We start from the raw sequence: 18,008 nt of genomic DNA, 5'->3' as shown, positions 1-18,008 counted from the left end.
ATCCGATGATCGACAAACGGCATATCGACGCGCTCACCGGCATCCTTGGAGACAAGGGTGTCGTGACGCGTCCCGAAGACCTGGAAGCCTATGAGACCGGCGCGCGCTACGATCGCGGCCGGACCCCGCTGGTGCTGCGGCCTGCGACGACCGAGGAAGCCTCGGCCGTTGTCGCCTATTGCGTGACGAACGGCATCGCGCTGATCCCGCAATCCGGCAATACCGGCCTCGTTTCCGGCTCGACCCCGGATCAATCCGGCGACGAAGCCGTGCTCAGCCTCGACCGGCTGACGAAGCGCTTCGAGCTCGATCTCGACAACCGCTCGGTCCGGCTCGACGCCGGTTTCCGGCTGTCGGATCTCAACCGGCGGCTGGAGGAACACGGGCTGTTCTTCCCGATCGACCTCGGCGCCGACCCGCGCATCGGCGGCATGATCGCCACCAACACCGGCGGCTCACGTTTCCTGAAATACGGCGACGTGCGCCGCAATACGCTGGGCCTCAAGGTCGTGCTGGCGGACGCGGACGGCACCGTGCTCGACCTACAATGCGACCTTCGCAAGAACAACACCGGCGTCGACTGGAAGCAGCTCTTCGTCGGCACCTCAGGTGCCTTCGGCATCGTCACCGAATGCGTGTTGAACCTCGAACGCCTGCCACAGCAGACGGCGACCGCGTTGCTGGTTCCGGCGAGCGGCGCGCAGGTGCTGCCGCTGCTGCGCGCCATGGAAGAACGCCTCGGAGCCTATCTCTCGGCCTTCGAGGGCATGTCGAGCAATGCCGTCAAGGCGGCCTTTGCCCACGTGCCGTCACTTAAGAACCCGTTCCAGGCTGGCCAAGTCCCCGACTACGTCATCCTCGCCGAGATCAGCCGCACCTGGGGCCAACGCGAAGGCGAGCAGTCGCTCGACGCCGTCTTGGAAACCGCACTCGCGGAGATCTGGGAAATGGAGCAGGCGCCGCTCGCCGACGCCTTCGTCGGCCCGCCGCACGAAATCTGGGCGTTGCGCCATGCCCTGTCCGAGGGCGTCAAGCACTTGGGTAAGCTGATCGCCTTCGATGTCTCCTTCCGCCGGGGTGACATCATGGCCTTCTGCGACCATATGAAGGCCGAAATGCCCTCGAAGTTCCCCGATGTGACCGTCTGCGATTTCGGCCATATCGGCGATGGCGGCGTGCACTTCAACCTCGTCGTGCCGAAGGACAGCGACCTTCTCAAGGACGAGACTTTCGAACCGCGGCTGCGCGAATGGGTTTTCGCCGTCGCCGTCGAGGAGTATCACGGCAGCTTCAGCGCGGAACATGCGATCGGCCGCCGCAATCAGGCCTATTACGACTTTTATACGCCAGACAAACTCAAGGACATGGCCGCGGGCCTGAAGACGCTGACCTCGCCGGGAAAGCTCGGCAGCGTGCGTTTCGGATAGGCCAGAGCGGAATGAGGAAAAGCCAGTGCGGTCTTCTGCCGACATTCCGCTCCAACCAATGATCTAAACCAATAAGACGGGAGTCAGACCATGAACATCGCAACCAAGAAAGTCGACGTGACCAAGGAAGCCGCAGCGCTTCTCGAAAAGATGGGCGTCGCCAAGGAACTCTACACCGGCGGCAACATGCCGTCCTTTAGCCCGGTCACCGGCGAAAAGATCGGCAATCTCAAGACGGTTTCGGCCGCTGAAGCCGCCGCCAAGATCGAGCAGGCCCACGAAGCCTTCAAGGTCTGGCGCCTGGTGCCGGCGCCGAAGCGCGGCGAACTGATCCGCCTGCTCGGCGAAGAGCTGCGCACGTTCAAGGCCGATCTCGGCCGCCTGGTTTCGATCGAAGCCGGCAAGATCACCTCCGAAGGTCTCGGCGAAGTCCAGGAAATGATCGACATCTGCGATTTCGCCGTCGGTCTTTCCCGCCAGCTCTACGGCCTGACGATCGCCACCGAGCGCCCCGGCCACCGCATGATGGAAACCTGGCATCCGCTCGGCGTCGTCGGCGTCATCTCGGCCTTCAACTTCCCGGTCGCCGTCTGGTCGTGGAACGCAGCACTTGCCATCGTCTGCGGCAACTCGGTCGTCTGGAAGCCCTCGGAAAAGACCCCGCTCACGGCCCTTGCATCGCAGGCGATCTTCGAGCGTGCGCTTGCCCGCTTCGGCGATGCGCCGGCAGGCCTGTCGCAGGTGCTGATCGGCGACCGCGCCATCGGCGAAGTCCTCGTCGACAACCCGAAGGTTCCGCTCGTTTCGGCTACCGGCTCGACCCGCATGGGCCGCGACGTCGGCCCGCGCCTTGCCAAGCGCTTTGCCCGCGCCATCCTCGAACTCGGCGGCAACAACGCCGGCATCGTCTGCCCCTCGGCCGATCTCGACATGGCGCTGCGCGCCATCGCTTTTGGCGCCATGGGCACCGCCGGCCAGCGTTGCACCACCATGCGCCGCCTCTTCGTGCATGAGAGCGTCTACGACCAGCTCGTTCCGCGCCTGAAGAAGGCCTATGGTTCGGTCTCGGTCGGCAACCCGCTGGAATCGACCGCGCTCGTCGGTCCGCTCGTCGACAAGGCTGCCTTCGACGGCATGCAGAAGGCGATCGCGGAAGCCAAGTCGCACGGCGGCAGCGTCACCGGCGGCGAGCGCGTCGAGCTCGGCTACGACAACGGCTACTACGCCAAGCCGGCTCTCGTCGAAATGCCTGTCCAGGCCGGCCCGGTCTTCGAAGAAACCTTCGCGCCGATCCTCTACGTCATGAAGTACAGCGACTTCGACGCCGTACTTTCCGACCACAATGCGGTCGCAGCCGGTCTCTCGTCCTCGATCTTCACCCGCGACATGCAGGAATCCGAACGATTCCTCGCCGTCGACGGCTCGGATTGCGGGATCGCCAACGTCAACATCGGCACATCCGGTGCTGAAATCGGCGGCGCCTTTGGCGGTGAAAAGGAAACCGGCGGCGGTCGCGAATCCGGTTCGGACTCGTGGAAGGCCTACATGCGCCGCGCCACCAACACGGTGAACTATTCGAAGGCTCTGCCGCTGGCGCAGGGCGTGTCGTTCGACATCGAATAAGCGGCACCTGAGTAGGCAACGACCATGACCATCAACCAAACGGTCAAGGAGGCGGGCTTTCAGCCCGCCTCGCGGATCTCCTCGATCGGAGTGTCCGAAATCCTGAAGATCGGCGCCCGCGCGCAAGCGATGAAGCGCGAAGGCAAGCCGGTGATCATCCTTGGCGCCGGCGAGCCGGACTTCGACACGCCTGATTATGTCAAGGATGCCGCCTGCGAAGCGATCAAGCGCGGCGACACCAAGTACACGGCCCTCGACGGCACGCCGGAGCTGAAGAAGGCGATCCGCGAAAAATTCCAGCGTGAAAACGGCCTTGCCTACGAGCAGGACGAGATCACGGTGGCAACCGGCGCCAAGCAGATCCTGTTCAACGCCATGATGGCGTCGATCAATCCCGGCGACGAAGTGGTCATCCCGACGCCCTACTGGACCTCCTATTCGGACATCGTCCAGATCTGCGAAGGCAAGCCGGTTCTGATCCCCTGCGACGCCTCCTCCGGCTTCCGGCTGACCGCCGACAAGCTCGAGGCTGCAATCACGCCGAAGACGCGCTGGGTGCTCTTGAATTCGCCGTCGAACCCGTCGGGTGCCGCCTACGGTGCGAGCGACTACCGGCCGCTGCTCGACGTGCTCCTCAAGCATCCGCATGTGTGGCTGCTGGTCGACGACATGTACGAGCACATCGTCTATGACGGCTTCCGCTTCGTCACCCCGGCGCAGCTCGAGCCTCGCCTCAAGGACCGGACGCTCACGGTCAACGGCGTTTCCAAGGCCTATGCCATGACCGGCTGGCGCATCGGCTATGCCGGTGGCCCGCGGGATCTGATCAAGGCAATGGCCGTCGTCCAGAGCCAGGCGACCTCCTGCCCCTCGTCCGTCAGCCAGGCCGCCTCGGTTGCCGCGCTGACCGGTCCGCAGGAGTTCCTGAAGGAACGCACCGCCAGCTTCCAGCGCCGCCGCGATCTCGTCGTTACCGGCCTCAACGCCGTCGACGGCCTCGATTGCCGCGTTCCGGAAGGTGCCTTCTACACCTTCTCCGGCTGCGCCGGCATGCTCGGCAAGGTCACCCCTGCGGGCAAGAAGATCGAGACGGACACGGACTTCTGCGCCTACCTGCTCGACGACGCCCACGTCGCCGTCGTTCCGGGCTCGGCTTTCGGTCTCTCGCCGTTCTTCCGCATCTCCTACGCCACGTCGGAAGCGGAACTGAAGGAAGCGCTGACGCGCATCGCCGACGCCTGCGCAAGGCTTTCCTGATCGATTACTCTGAGCTCGGGATTGCCCCTCACCCTAACCCTCTCCCCGCCCGCGGGGAGAGGGGACGTGCCCTACGCAACAGACCAGTATGCGGTCACGTGGAGCGAATGGGTGCGGCATATCCCTTCTCCCCGTCAAAACGGGGAGAAGGTCGCGGCAGCGGGATGAGGGGCATTCGTCCACTTCGCACTGCGATTGGAACGCCTCTCCCTCAAAACGTCGGCGGCGTACAGGCGCTGATGACTTCGCAAGGCACAGGCCCGACGCAGCGAAAGCGATGCGGTCGCCGGCTCTCGAAGTAGTAGGCATCCCCCGGCCCGAGGATCCGCCGCTCGTCATCGACCGTAACCTCGATGCGGCCCGAGAGCACGATGCCCCCTTCCTCGCCATCGTGCACAAGCGGCACCTTTCCGGTGTCGGCACCCGGTTGATAAACCTCCTTCAGGATCTGCAGGCTGCGGCCGAAGAGGTTTTCGCCGATCTGGCGATAGGAAATCGGCCACTTGCCGATCTCGACCAGTTCCTCGGCAGCATAAAACGCTTTGCGCGGCTTCTCCGGCTCGAAGGAGAAGAACTCCGCAAGCCCGATCGGAATACCGTCGAGAATCCTCTTCAGCGCCCCGACGGACGGATTGGACGCGTTCGATTCGATCAGCGAGATGGTCGAATTGGTGACGCCTGCCCGCTTGGCGAGTTCACGCTGCGAGAGATTGTGCATCAGCCTGATATGGCGAAGCCGGTTTCCGATATCGACGCTCACGGGTGCTCGATTCCCTGTTCAGGTTGTTCGAAATAGCGCAAACATGCCGACTAGCAGCATTATAAATCAATGCGTTAACTGACAGCAGAAAAGGACTTGTTTGGCAAATCAAATCATGGCGTCAATCGCCGACCTCAGGAGGATGCCATGAACCAGCACACCAAACCCAACGCCCCCGTTCTCGACAGCTATTGGATGCCGTTTACCGCCAACCGGCAGTTCAAGCAGGCCCCGCGCCTGCTCGCCTCGGCCGAAGGCATGCACTACACCAGCACCGATGGCCGCACGATCCTCGACGGCACCGCCGGGCTCTGGTGTGTGAACGCCGGCCACGGCCGCCGCCAGATCGCGGCTGCCGTCGAGCGCCAGCTTTCGACGATGGATTTTGCGCCCTCCTTCCAGATGGGCCATCCGATTGCTTTCGACTTCGCCGAGCGCCTCGCCGAAATCGCTCCGGGCCCGGCTGGACAGAAGCTCGACCGCGTCTTCTTCACCGGCTCCGGTTCTGAATCGGTCGACACCGCCCTGAAGATGGCGATCGCCTATCAGCGTGCGATCGGCCAGGGCACGCGTACGCGCCTGATCGGCCGCGAGCGCGGTTATCACGGCGTCGGCTTCGGCGGCATTTCGGTCGGCGGCATCCTCAACAACCGCCGCGTCTTCCCGCAGCTTCCGGGTTCGGATCATCTGCGCCATACGCATGACCCCGCCAAGAACGCCTTCGTCAAGGGCCAGCCGGAACACGGCGCCGAGCTCGCCGACGATCTCGAGCGGCTGGTCGCGCTGCATGGTGCGGAAACCATCGCCGCCTGCATCGTCGAGCCCGTCGCCGGCTCGACCGGCGTGCTCATTCCGCCGAAGGGTTATCTGGAGCGGCTGCGCGCGATCTGCGACAAGCACGGCATCCTGCTGATCTTCGACGAAGTCATCACCGGCTTCGGCCGCCTCGGCGCGCCATTTGCAACCGACTTCTTCGGCGTCACGCCGGATCTGGTGACGACCGCCAAGGGGCTGACCAACGGCGCGATCCCGATGGGCGCGGTCTTTGCCAGCCGCAAGGTGCACGACGCGCTGATGCACGGTCCGGAAAACGCGATCGAGCTCTTCCACGGCTACACCTATTCCGGCCACCCGGCCGCCTGCGCCGCCGGCATCGCCACGCTCGACATCTACCGCGACGAGGGGCTGATGACCCGCGCCGTCGAGCTGCAGGACGCCTGGCACGACGCCATGCATTCGCTGAAAGGCCTGCCCAACGTCATCGATATCCGCACGATCGGCCTGATCGCCGGCATCGAGCTGCAATCGCGCGACGGCGCCATCGGCGCCCGCGCCTACGACGTCTTCGTCGATTGCTTCGAAAAGGGTCTGCTCATCCGCGTCACCGGCGACATCATCGCCTTCTCGCCGCCGCTGATCGCCGAAGAGAAGCACTTTGGCGAGATCGTCTCGATCCTCGGCGATGCGCTGAAGCGCGCCAAGTAAGCGAAAGCAAGTCAAGACAACGCCGCCGCCGAAGACTTCGGCGGCGGCGTTGGTATTTCGATACGGAACCGAATCCGGCTAACGTCTATGTAGGTGGTTCCGCCCTAACGGATCAGCAGCGCCCGGAAATCATTGACATTGGTGCCGGTCGGGCCGGGCACAAAGAGATCGCCGCTCGCGTCAAACGCCGACCAGGCATCATGGCGGGCGAGATTGAGCCGCGGGTCGATGCCGGCGGCGCGCATGCGGGCGATGCTCTCACCATCGGCAAAGGCCCCGGCATTGTCTTCCGAGCCGTCGATGCCATCCGTATCGGCGGCCAGCGCATCGATCCCCACCACACCATCGATATCGAGCGCCAGCGACAGCAGGAACTCGCTGTTGCGCCCGCCCTTGCCATAGTCCTTGCCGGATATCGTCACGGTCGTTTCACCGCCGGATAAAAGCACCACCGGCTTGGCGAAGGGGCGGTTCCTCAGTGCCACCTCGCGGGCAAGCGCGGCATGCATGCGGCCGATATCGCGGGCTTCGCCCTCGATCGCATCGGAGAGGATCCGTGCCTCGACCCCGAGTTCACGCGCCTTCGCCGCGACCGCTTCGAGCGAAACGGCAGCCGAAGCGATGACGTGACATTCATGCCCGGCAAATCGCTGATCATTCGGATCGGGTGCTCCGGCCGCCTCCGAGCGCAGGTGCGCCATCACGCCGTCCGGTAGTCCCATGCGGTAGCGGGCAACGATCTCAAGCGCCTCCGCTGCCGTACTGCGATCGGGCACGGTCGGCCCCGAGGCGACGAAGGCCGGATTGTCGCCGGGAACGTCGGAGACCACCAGACTGACGACACGCGCCGGGAAGGCGGCCGCAGCAAGCCGCCCGCCCTTGATTCGCGACACGTGCTTGCGCACGACGTTCATCGCCGAAATCGGCGCCCCTGAGGCAAGCAGTGCCTTGTTGACGGCGATTTCGTCTGCAAGCGTCAAACCCGCGGGCGGCGCCGGCAGCAACGCCGAGCCGCCGCCCGAAATCAATGCGATGACGAGATCGTCCGAGGTCAGCCCGGCAACGGCCTTGAGCAACGCATCCGATGCGGCGATCCCGGCTTCGTCCGGCACCGGATGGGCTGATTGCAGCACCGTGATCGTCTCGCACGGCTCCACCGGCCCGTGGCGGGCGACAACCGTTCCGCTGAAGGGATGCTGCCAAAGCTTTTCAAAAGCGGCCGCCATCTGGCTTGCCGCCTTGCCGGCGCCGACGACCACGGTCCGACCCTTCGGCGGATCGGGCAGGTGCGCCTTGATCGCCTCGTAAGGATCGGCGGCTCGGACGGCCGCCTCGAACAATCGGGTGAGGAATGGGCGCGCATCGATCATCGCCGTCGCTCAACCGGCAATTTCGAGATCGTAGACGAAGATGCCGGCAACGCCGCCTTCGGCCGCCGCCACGATCTTCGCGCCGGTCTTGCGGTGCTCCTCGTCCTCCAGATAGGCATCGCGCGCGGCCGCATCGGTGAAGTCGACGATGAAGCCCAGGCCATGGCCCTTGTCCATGCCCACTTCCGGGCTGACATTGCCGCCGACATGGGCGGCCATGAAACCCGGCAGCCGCGATTTCAGCGCGACGATCTCGTCGAAGATCGCCACCTTTTCCTCCTTGGTGATTTCAGGACGGAAGCGGATGAAGACACAATGGCGGATCATCTGGGACCTCAACGGATATCGGCGCGGGCGCGCGGGCGGCTGTCGTTGCGTTCGTGGGCGAAGATCGCCGGCGGCAGGGGCTGGCGCTCGCGGATGATGTCGGCGCCCTTCTCCCCCATCATGATCGTCGGCCCGTTGGTGTTGCAAGAGGGAACGCGCGGCATCACCGAGCTGTCGCAGACCCGCAGACCTTCAAGACCACGCACCTTGAGGTCGAGCCCGACCACGGCCGAGGCATCCGTGCCCATCTTGCAGGTGCCGACAGGATGGTGATCGGTCTTGGCATTGGCGCAGCCATAGTCGAAGAACTGCGCGTCGCTCATGACCGAATTGCCCGGCAGGCGCTCGGCCAGCACGAAGGGCTTCAGTGCTGCCTGCTGCATGATCTCGCGGGCGATCTTCAGGCCCTCGATCGACATCTTGCGGTCGTGCGGATCCTCCCAGTAGTTGGGATCGATCAGAGGTGCTGCCGCCGGATCGGAGGATTTGAGCCGTACCGTGCCGCGCGAGCGCGGATGCAGATAGGCGGAATTGAGCGTCACGCCGGCATTCTTCAGCTTTTCGACACCGGCCTCGATGCCGGAGCCGAGCCCGAGATGGAACTGGATATCCGGCGACCGGGCGTTCGGATCGGCATACCAGAAGCCGCCGGTCTCAAACAGCGACGAGGCGACCGGGCCCGAGCGGAAGAGCACATATTGCAACCCGGCCCATAGCGTACGATGGAGTTTCGCCACGCCGTCGTAGGTGTGGTCGCCCGTGCACTCGGAAATCACGAAGAGATCGAGGTGGTCCTGCAGGTTGCCGCCGACACCGGGCAGGTCGTGCTTTACCGAAACGCCCACCGACTTCAGATGATCTGCGGGGCCGATGCCCGACTGCAGGAGAAGCTTCGGCGAACCGATGGCGCCGGAGGACACGAGTACTTCCCGTTCCGCCCGGATGATCTCGCTGCCCTTGCCGGTGACGACCTCGACGCCGACGGCGCGCGTGCCTTCAAGCACGATCCGGGCGACACGGGCGCCGGTGCGAACGTCCAAGTTGCGGCGATCCTTGATCGGCGAGAGATAGGCAAGCGACGCGCTCGACCGGCGGCGATTGCGCTGGGTGAGCTGGTAGAAGCCGACGCCCGCCTGCTGGCGGCCGTTGAAATCGTGATTGTAGGGAATGCCGAGTTCCTGGCCGGCGCGGATATAGGCGTCGCAGATCGGCAGCGCCGAGACCGGCATCGAGACGCCGAGCGGTCCACCATAGGCGTGGTAGTCGTCAGCAAAACGCTGGTTGTCTTCGCAGCGCTTGAAATAGGGAAGCACGCTGCGATAGTCCCAGCCGGTGCAGCCGTCCTCCGACGCCCAGAGATCGTAGTCGGCGGCATTGCCACGCGTATAGAGCTGCGCGTTGATCGACGAGCCACCGCCGATCACCTTGGCCTGGGTGTAGCGCAACACCCTGCCCTTCATGTGCTTCTGCGGCACGGTTTCCCAGCCCCAGCTCGCGACCCCCTTGGTCATCTTGGCAAAGCCCGCCGGCATGTGGAACAACGGGTTCCAGTCGCCGCCACCGGCTTCCAGCAGAAGCACACGCACCGACGGATCCTCGGAGAGGCGATTGGCGAGAACGCAGCCGGCCGGGCCGGCACCGGTGATGATGTAGTCGTAGCTCATTCCCTGTCTTCCTCCGCCGCCGTCATTTGGAACGTTCCAAATTTTCGACGTGTTCAATTCAAACCCTGCCCGCTTGCGAGCTTCAAAACGTCTGCCTGTTTCCTAGAGCCGGCCGATCGAAAGGCCGCCATCCGCCTGGATGACCGAGCCCGTTGCAAAGCCGAATTTTCCGCCGGCAAGCGAGGCCGCGATGTTGCCTATGTCCTCGGGCTCGCCCCAGCGCCGCATCGGCACCAATCCGCCATCGATCAGCGCGTCGTATTTGCCCGAAACGCCTGAAGTCATGTCGGAACGGATGATGCCCGGCCGGATTTCAAAGACCGAAATGCCGGTATTGGCGAGCCGGAGCGCCAGCCCCTGGCTGAAGGCCGCAAGGCCGGCCTTGGTCATGCAATAGTCGAGCCGCTCCGGCGACGTCATCGTTGCCGATACCGAGGTGATGTTGATGATCGAGCGTGGCGTCACGTCGGCCGGGTCGGTCAGCATCGACACCAGCACCGCCTGGGTGAAAAACACCGTGCCGCGCAGGTTGGTGGCGACGATCGTGTCGAAATTCTCCGGCAGCAGATCGAGGAAATCACCCCGCACCACCGAGGCGATGCCGGCATTGTTGACGAGGCAGCGGATCGGACCGAGCTCGGCGCGGACACGCTCGACGGTCGCAGCATGGCCGCTGACATCGGCAAGATTGGCCTCGATGTAGATCGCCCGGCCGTGGTCGCCGGAAAGTTCGGACAAGGTCTGGGCGGTTGTCGCGTCTGCCGCGCCGAGACCGGTGATCGCGATGTCGAAGCCGTCGCGGGCGAGCGCGCGGGCGACACCGAGGCCGATGCCACGGCGGCCGCCAGTGACGATGGCGACGGGGCGCGTCGAGGACGTCATGATCGGAACTCCCCAGTGACGATATGGTCGGCGACCCTGAGCGCCTGCGCGGCAACGGTCAGTGCCGGATTGACCGCGGCCGATGTGGGCAGGAAGCTCGCGTCGACGACGAAGAGGTTCGGGTGGTCGAAAGCGCGACAATAGACGTCGAGCGGCGCGTTCTTCGGGTCCTTGCCCATCCGCACCGTGCCGCATTGATGTGACGGCGTGCGCTTGTCGAAGGCCTGGGACAGCACGATCGGATAGCCGGCCGCCTTGAAATGCGTGCGCATCTTCGCTTCGAGCCCGGAAAGCGCCTCCATGTTCGAGCGCCGCCACTGCATGATGATGCCCTTGCCGTCGACCATGATGCGGCTTTCCGGGTTCGGCAGGTCCTCGGTCATCATGTACCAGTCGACCGCATGGCCGGCCATGAGATCGAAGGCGAAGCGCGGGCCCCAGACAGGTGCATTGGCCTTGAGGATGTCGGCGTTGATCTTGCCGAGAAGCTGAACGTTGCCGAGCGGCCGGCCGTCCCTGCCGCCGGTCAGGTAATAGTCGTTCAGCATCAGCGTCTTCTGGTAGATGCTGTCGTTGCGCTTGAACGGATTGATCGCCAGCATGGCGCTGCAATTGTGGTTCATGAAGTTGCGGCCGACCTGGTCGGACGCGTTCGCCAGCCCCCTGCCCTCGCCGGAGCGCAACAGGATCGCAGCCGAATTGATCGCGCCCGCCGACAGAATCACCAGCTTCGGCGACAGGCGCTTCTTCTCGCCTCTGTGGGTGTAATGGATCGTCTCGATCCGCCCGCCCGGTCCTGCCTCAAGCGTGTCGACATGGGCCGAGGTGATCAGCTCGATGTTCGGATCGTTCAGCGCAACGGCGAGCGGTGCGGTCTCGGCATCCTTCTTGCCCTTGCCGGTGTTCGGAAACCCATCCCAGGGCGTGCGCCCGCCGGAAAGCCACGTGTCGATATCGACGCCGAGCGGCAAGGTCGCCGGATGCAGCCCCTGCGCCTTCAGCTCAGTGCGGGCACGGGCAATGGCCGGCTCGTCCGGCACCGGGCCGAATGCGTAGGGCGCGCTATGGAACGGCTCGGTCGGGTCGTCGCCCAGTTCGCCGCGCACCTCGAACAGTTGCTCGGCCTTTCCGTACCACGGCTCCAGTTCGTCATAGGGAAACGGCCAGGCCGGCGAAATGCCGCCGAGATGCTGCATCTCGGTGAAGTCCTCGGCGCGGTAGCGCAGGAGCACCGCGCCGAAGAGCTTGGAATTGCCGCCGACGAAATAGAAGTTCCCCGGATTGAACTCGGTGCCATCGGGCTCGCGCCACATCTCCCTCGGGCGGAAATGGCCCTTGACGAAGATCGAGCTGTAGCTGCGTGCCTCCGGCGTGTCCGGCAGGCGCTCTCCGCGCTCGAGGATCGCGATGCGGGCACCGGAGCCGGCAAGCCCCGCCGCGAGCGTGGAGCCGCCGATCCCCGAGCCGATGATGACGATGTCCGGCTGCTCCTGCATGATCGGTTACGCGATCCGCTGCTGGCTCTGCGGGTCGAAGAACACCGCCTTGTCGAGATTGAAGGCAAGCCGCGAGGTCTGGCCGGCGGCAATGCGGGCATCGGCTCGGAGCCGAGCAACGATCTCCTTGCCGCCGAGACGGGTGACGGCAAAGGTATCGGAACCGGCGGGCTCCACCACCTCGATCAGGCAGTCGCCCTCGGCCACTACCTTGGCGTTGCGGTCGGCGCCGTCAGGGTCGGTCAGCGCTTCCGGGCGAATGCCGAAGACGACGTCCTTGCCGGCATAAGCCGACAGCGCACCATTGGCCTGCGGCACCGCAAGCTTCAGCGGCTCGGCATTCGGGCGCGCCAGCGCCACGGCAATGTCAGAACCACTTTTTTCGATGCGCGCGGTCAAAAGGTTCATCGCCGGCGAACCCATGAAGTCGGCGACGAACATGTTTGCCGGGTTGTTGTAGATTTCGGCGGGCGTCCCGAACTGCTGCAGCACGCCGTCCTTCAAAACGGCGATCTTGGTCGCGAGCGTCATCGCCTCGATCTGGTCGTGGGTGACGTAGACGATTGTCGTCTTCATGCGATTGTGCAGCCGCTTGATTTCCGTGCGCATGTCGACGCGCAGCTTGGCGTCAAGGTTGGACAACGGCTCGTCGAACAGGAAGACCTGCGGGTTGCGCACCAGCGCCCGGCCCATGGCGACACGCTGGCGCTGGCCGCCGGAGAGCTGGCTCGGCTTGCGGTCGAGCAGGTGGCCGATCTGCAGCATGTCGGCGACCTGCTTGATCGCCTTCTCGCGCTCTTCCTTCGGCACGCCGCGGATTTCCATGCCGAAGGCGATGTTTCCGGCAACGGTCATGTTGGGATAGAGCGCGTAGGACTGGAACACCATGGCGATGTCGCGCTTGGAGGGATGCAGGTCGGAGACCGAGCGGCCCTTGATGGCGATGTCGCCGGAGGTGATCGGCTCAAGGCCCGCAATCGTGTTGAGAAGCGTGGACTTGCCGCAGCCGGACGGGCCGACCAGCACCAGGAAGCCGCCTTCCTCGATCTCCAGATTGATGTCCTTCAGGATCTCGAGCGAGCCGTAGGATTTGCGCAGGTTGCTGATTTTCAAGAAAGACATGAGCTTATCCTTTCACGGCGCCCGACATCAGCCCGCGAACGAAGTAGCGGCCGGACACGATGTAGACGATGAGCGTTGGCAGGGCGGCGAGGATCGCGCCCGCGAAGTGAACGTTGTATTCCTTGACGCCTGTCGAGGACGAAACGAGGTTGTTGAGCGCGACCGTCATCGGCGTCGAATAGGGTCCGGAGAAGGACGCGCCGAACAGGAAGTCGTTCCAGATGTTGGTGAACTGCCAGATGACCGAAACGACGATGATCGGGCCGGACGACGGCAAGAGGATGCGCCAGAAGATCTGGAAGAAGCTCGCACCATCGATCTGCGCTGCGCGCACCAGTTCGGTCGGAAACGCCTCGTAGTAGTTGCGGAAATAGAGCGTCGTGAAGCCGATGCCGTAGATCACATGCACGAAGATCAGGCCCCAGATCGAACCGGCGAGCCCGAGGATGCCAAGGATGCGCGCCATCGGGATCAGCACGATCTGGAACGGGATGAAGCAGGACAGAAGCAGCATGCCGAAGAAGATGTTGGCACCCGGGAAGCGCCACTTCGTCAGGACGTAGCCGTTGAGCGCGCCGACGATCGTCGAGATCGCCACCGCCGGCACGACCATCAGGATCGAGTTGATGAAGAAGGGCTTGAGGCCGGTCGGCTGAACGCCGATCTGCGCCGTCGACCAGGCCTGCAGCCAAGGCTCGACCGTGAAAGTCTGCGGCAGGTTGAGCATGCCGCCCTGGCGGATCTCGTCGAGCGGCTTCACCGAATTCACCAGCATGACGTAGAGCGGCAGCAGCGAATAGAGCGCGAAGAGGATCAGCGCGGTGTAGATCAGCGCGCGGGTGAGGCGGTTGTGCGAAATGATGTTGTCTGGGCTCGGAGCGCTCATCAGCGTTTTGCTCCCCGGATTTCGGAATAGAGATAGGGAACGATGATCGAGAAGATCATCACCAGCATGATGATCGCCGAAGACGCGCCGATGCCCATCTGGTTGCGGGTGAAGGTATAGGAATACATGAAGGTCGCCGGCAGTTCCGTCGCCTGCCCCGGGCCACCGCCGGTGAGCGCGATGATCAGGTCGTAGGCCTTGATCGCCAGATGCGCGAGCACCACGAAGGCGGACAGAAACACCGGGCGCATCAAGGGAATGATGATGCGGCGATAGATCGTCGAGGTCTTGGCGCCGTCGATCTGGGCTGCCTTGATAATCTCGTTGTCGACGCCGCGAAGGCCCGCCAGGAACATCGCCATGATGAAGCCGGTCGACTGCCAGACGGCGGCGATGACGACGCAGTAGATGGCGTAGTTGCGGTCCTTGATCCAGTTGAAGGAGAAGCTCTCCCAACCCCAGAGATGCATGGTGTTCTCAAGCCCGATGCCCGGGTCGAGGAACCACTTCCAGGCGGTACCGGTCACGATGAAGGAAAGCGCCATCGGATAGAGATAGATCGGGCGCAGGAACCCTTCGGCGCGGATTTTCTGATCGAGCAGGATCGCCAGTCCAAGGCCAAGGATGGAGCAGATGGCGATGTAAAGTGCTGCGAAGATCGCCAGGTTGCTCACCGCCCGCCACCAGTGCGGCAGCGCCCACAGCTTCGCATAGTTGCTCAAACCGACGAAATTGTAGGACGGCAGCATCTTGCTGTCCGTCATCGACAGAAAGCCGGTATAGGCAATGAAACCATAGACAAAGATCAGGACGATAAGGAAGCTCGGGGCAAGCACCAGCTTCGGTATCAGGTCCTGCAGTCGGCTGCGGCTATCCATGAACGTTCACCACTTCTGGCGCGGCCGTCGGGAAGTCCCTGATATCGGCATCCGCGCGAGGTTCTGGGTATCAATGCGCCCTTCCCCGCGTCCCATTGGCCACGGCGGTTCGACGGCGCTTGCATGTCGGAGTGGGTGTCCGGGGCGCTTTGGTTGCGCCCCGGAACGAGCCCGTTACTTCGCTGCCTCGACGGCAGAGACCAGTTCCTTGACGGCCTGTTCGGACGTCAGTTCGCCGTTGAACTCACGCGTCACGACGTCGTAGATCGCGTTCTTGACGGCAGCCGGGTTGGCATGGCCATGGGCCATGGAACCGAAGAGCTTGCCGCTGGCATTGGCTTCGGCGAGGTCCTTGATGCCCTTCTTGCCGCAAGCGTCGAAGTCCGTGTCCGGAACGTCGGTGCGGGCCGGGACCGAGCCCTTGACCACGTTGAAGGCCGACTGGAAGGTCGGGCTTTCAATGGCCGAAGCCATGGCGAGCTGTGCCGGAACCTTGTCGTCGGCAACCTTGAACATCGCGAACTGGTCGGAGTTGAAGGTGACGGCGCCCTGCGTGCCCGGGAAGCGCATGCAGACGAAGTCGGTGCCCGGGACCTTCTTGGCCTTCAGGAACTCGCCCTTGGCCCAGTCGCCCATGAACTGCAGGCCGGCCTTGTTCTCGATGACCATGGCGGAAGCGAGGTTCCAGTCGCGACCCGAGAAATTGTCGTCGACATAGGAGCGCAGCTTCGTCATGCGATCGAAGGCTTCCTTCATCTTGTCGCCGCCGAGCGCTGCCGGGTCGAGGTCGATGAAGGCCTGCTTGTAGAAGTCGGTGCCGAGCGAAAGCACGACGGCGTCGAAGATCGTCGCATCCTGCCAGGGCTGGCCGCCATGGGCGATCGGGGTGATGCCTTGGGCCTTGAAGTTGTCGAGCAGCGCGATCAGCTCGTCCCAGTTGGTCGGCTCCTTGCCGCCAGCCTTGTCGAGTGCTGCCTTGTTGATCCAGACCCAGTTGGTCGAGTGCACGTTGACCGGCGCTGCGATCCAGTGGCCGTCATACTTCGAGAATTGCTGCAGTGCGGTCGGGACCACCTTGTCCCAGCCTTCCTTGGCAGCGGTCTCGTCGAGGTTGCCAAGCGCGCCTTCCTTGGCCCAGTCGAGAATGTCGAAGCCGAGCATCTGAACGGCGGTCGGGGCGTTGCCCGCGGTGACGCGAGCGCGCAGAACGGTCATGGCTTCCGTACCGCCACCACCGGCAACCGGCATGTCGGTCCAGGAAATGCCCTTGCTTTCCAGATCCTTCTTCAGAACGTCGAGCGCGGCGGCTTCGCCGCCGGATGTCCACCAGTGCAGAACTTCCACGTTTTCGGCTGCGCGCGCGGCGGTGGCCGCCATCATCAGCGCCACAACGGCCGTCGTCGTCATCAACTTGCGCATCGTTATCCTCCCGTTTGCAAGTTTTCGAAGTGGAACCTCCTTCCACCCCGGAATTCGCGCCGCTTGAGCCAGCGGCTGGCCATTTAAAACGTTATAAATTCAGCAAGTCAAGCATTCCACAGTCTTGTATTTTAGCAGCTTCGGAACCGGTTGAATTTACTGAATTATATAGCACGGATTAGCTGTTGCAGCGCAACAAATCATACCGCGATGCGAGATTTAAAACGTTTGCATGATTCGATTGCCTAAGCGTTCGCACCACGTTACAAAACCCGCTCTTGCCCGCTTTCAGGATGACTAGCATTGGCCGATCCCTCCAAGCCCGCCCACGCCGAAGACAGTGGTTTGGCCGTCAAACGCGGCAAGCCGACCCTTCGCACGATCGCGGAAATAACCGGCCTTGCGGTCACCACCGTTTCGCGCGCGCTTTCCGATGCCCCGCAGATCTCCATCGAGACGCGAAGGCGCGTGCGCGAGGTCGCCGACGAGATCGGCTACTCGCCCGACCGCGCCGCCCAGCGCCTGAAGACCGGGCGCACCAACGTCATCGGCGTGCTGCTCGACCCGCACGAGGAAATTCTCGGCTACGGCACCTCGATCATGAGCGGCATCGCCAAGGCGCTGCAGGGCACCGCCTACCACCTGATCGTCATGCCCAATTTTCTCAACTCGACCAATGTCGAGGCGGTCAACTACATCACCCGCAACGGCATGGCCGACGGCCTGATCTTCTCGCGCACCGAGCCGCTCGATCCGCGTGTGCGGCTGCTTTCCGATCTCGGCTTTCCCTTCGTCACCCATGGACGCACGGAGCTTTCCACCCCGCATCCCTATGTCGACTACGACAATTTCACCTTCTCCTACCAGGCGACGAAGCGCCTGATCGCCAAGGGCAGGCGCAAGCCCGCACTGATCAGCGGTCCCGCCGATTTCACCTTTGCCGGCCATCTGCAGCACGGCTTCATGACCGCGGTGCGCGAAGCGGGCTGCGCTTACGAAATCCTCTCCGGCATCGATCTCGACAGCCCTGCCGGCGCGATCCGCGATCGCGTCCGCCAGCGCTACGCCGAGCCCGATCCGCCCGACAGTTTCATGTGCGGCGGCGAAGTCTGCGCGCTGGCGACCATCACCGGCATGAGCGATTGCGGGCTGACGCTCGGTCGCGAGTACGACATCGTCGCCAAGCAGACCTCGCATCTCTTGAGCGCCATCCAGCCGCAGGTCGAGACGATCTACGAGGACCTGACGGCAACCGGCGAGGACATGGGCCGGGTTCTGCTGCAGAAGATCGGCGGCGAAAGCGACGTCAGCAAGCTGCAACTGCTGCTCTGTCCGCAGATCCCGTCGAGCTTCGGCACTGCCGGCTGAGCGCACGGAAGGGGCGCGTAGAACGGCGGCGCCCGGCGCTGCCC

General features: G+C 63.7%; 15 protein-coding genes. 5 read left to right on the top strand and 10 right to left on the bottom strand.

All coding sequences use genetic code 11. The annotated features are described in order from the left end of the window. Positions 1-5: 5 nt before the first annotated feature. From C1A35_RS16575 to C1A35_RS16565, 3 genes are all read left to right on the top strand, one after another. Entirely contained in the window at positions 6-1,427 is a 1,422-nt protein-coding gene (locus C1A35_RS16575) for an FAD-binding oxidoreductase (protein WP_104665409.1), read from the top strand. 90 nt (positions 1,428-1,517) lie between these two features. Next, entirely contained in the window at positions 1,518-3,050 is a 1,533-nt protein-coding gene (gene amaB / locus C1A35_RS16570; protein WP_104665408.1) for an L-piperidine-6-carboxylate dehydrogenase, read from the top strand. Positions 3,051-3,074: 24 nt separating this feature from the next. Beyond that, positions 3,075-4,307: a pyridoxal phosphate-dependent aminotransferase gene (locus C1A35_RS16565; protein ID WP_104665407.1), complete on the top strand. Its 1,233-nt coding sequence runs from the start codon at positions 3,075-3,077 to the stop codon at positions 4,305-4,307. 211 nt (positions 4,308-4,518) lie between these two features. Here C1A35_RS16565 and C1A35_RS16560 read toward each other — a convergent pair whose 3' ends face one another. Beyond that, entirely contained in the window at positions 4,519-5,067 is a 549-nt protein-coding gene (locus C1A35_RS16560) for a cupin domain-containing protein (RefSeq protein WP_104665406.1), read from the bottom strand. Between the two features lie 147 nt (positions 5,068-5,214). Here C1A35_RS16560 and C1A35_RS16555 point away from each other — a divergent pair, with 147 nt between their 5' ends. Continuing rightward, positions 5,215-6,552, top strand: coding sequence for an aspartate aminotransferase family protein (locus tag C1A35_RS16555; RefSeq protein WP_104665405.1), 1,338 nt, complete (start codon positions 5,215-5,217; stop codon positions 6,550-6,552). Between the two features lie 104 nt (positions 6,553-6,656). Here C1A35_RS16555 and C1A35_RS16550 read toward each other — a convergent pair whose 3' ends face one another. From C1A35_RS16550 to C1A35_RS16510, 9 genes are all read right to left on the bottom strand, one after another. After that, positions 6,657-7,922 (bottom strand): glycerate kinase type-2 family protein, encoded by a 1,266-nt coding sequence (locus C1A35_RS16550; protein WP_104665404.1) that lies wholly within the window; start codon positions 7,920-7,922, stop codon positions 6,657-6,659. A gap of 9 nt (positions 7,923-7,931) precedes the next feature. Beyond that, the gene (locus C1A35_RS16545) at positions 7,932-8,249 is read right to left on the bottom strand and encodes a Dabb family protein (RefSeq protein ID WP_104665403.1); all 318 of its coding nucleotides are present in this window, start codon (positions 8,247-8,249) and stop codon (positions 7,932-7,934) included. Between the two features lie 8 nt (positions 8,250-8,257). Beyond that, the gene (locus C1A35_RS16540; protein WP_104665402.1) at positions 8,258-9,913 is read right to left on the bottom strand and encodes a GMC family oxidoreductase; all 1,656 of its coding nucleotides are present in this window, start codon (positions 9,911-9,913) and stop codon (positions 8,258-8,260) included. 102 nt (positions 9,914-10,015) lie between these two features. Then, positions 10,016-10,795, bottom strand: a complete 780-nt coding sequence (locus C1A35_RS16535) for a 3-ketoacyl-ACP reductase (protein WP_104665401.1) — start codon at positions 10,793-10,795, stop codon at positions 10,016-10,018. After that, positions 10,792-12,291 (bottom strand): GMC oxidoreductase, encoded by a 1,500-nt coding sequence (locus C1A35_RS16530; RefSeq protein ID WP_104665400.1) that lies wholly within the window; start codon positions 12,289-12,291, stop codon positions 10,792-10,794. The genes C1A35_RS16535 and C1A35_RS16530 overlap by 4 nt, the downstream gene beginning before the upstream one ends. 6 nt (positions 12,292-12,297) lie before the next feature. Then, positions 12,298-13,413, bottom strand: coding sequence for an ABC transporter ATP-binding protein (locus C1A35_RS16525; RefSeq protein WP_104665399.1), 1,116 nt, complete (start codon positions 13,411-13,413; stop codon positions 12,298-12,300). Between the two features lie 4 nt (positions 13,414-13,417). Then, entirely contained in the window at positions 13,418-14,299 is an 882-nt protein-coding gene (locus tag C1A35_RS16520) for a carbohydrate ABC transporter permease (protein WP_104665398.1), read from the bottom strand. Then, the gene (locus C1A35_RS16515) at positions 14,299-15,177 is read right to left on the bottom strand and encodes a carbohydrate ABC transporter permease (RefSeq protein WP_104665397.1); all 879 of its coding nucleotides are present in this window, start codon (positions 15,175-15,177) and stop codon (positions 14,299-14,301) included. Before C1A35_RS16515 ends, C1A35_RS16520 begins: the two co-directional genes overlap by 1 nt. Positions 15,178-15,351: 174 nt before the next feature. Then, complete coding sequence (locus C1A35_RS16510; protein WP_440271537.1) at positions 15,352-16,584, bottom strand: ABC transporter substrate-binding protein; 1,233 nt, start codon at positions 16,582-16,584, stop codon at positions 15,352-15,354. A gap of 315 nt (positions 16,585-16,899) precedes the next feature. On the opposite strand from C1A35_RS16510, the gene C1A35_RS16505 reads away from it, so the two are divergent. Beyond that, a complete protein-coding gene (locus tag C1A35_RS16505; protein WP_234822896.1) occupies positions 16,900-17,964 on the top strand; it encodes a LacI family transcriptional regulator in 1,065 nt (354 codons plus the stop codon). Positions 17,965-18,008 lie beyond the last annotated feature (44 nt).

The organism is Ensifer adhaerens (assembly GCF_002940685.1).
Taxonomy (GTDB): Bacteria; Pseudomonadota; Alphaproteobacteria; order Rhizobiales; family Rhizobiaceae; genus Ensifer; species Ensifer adhaerens_E.
Note: the sequence above shows the minus strand (reverse complement) of the source record. Positions and strands in the feature narration are given on the sequence as shown.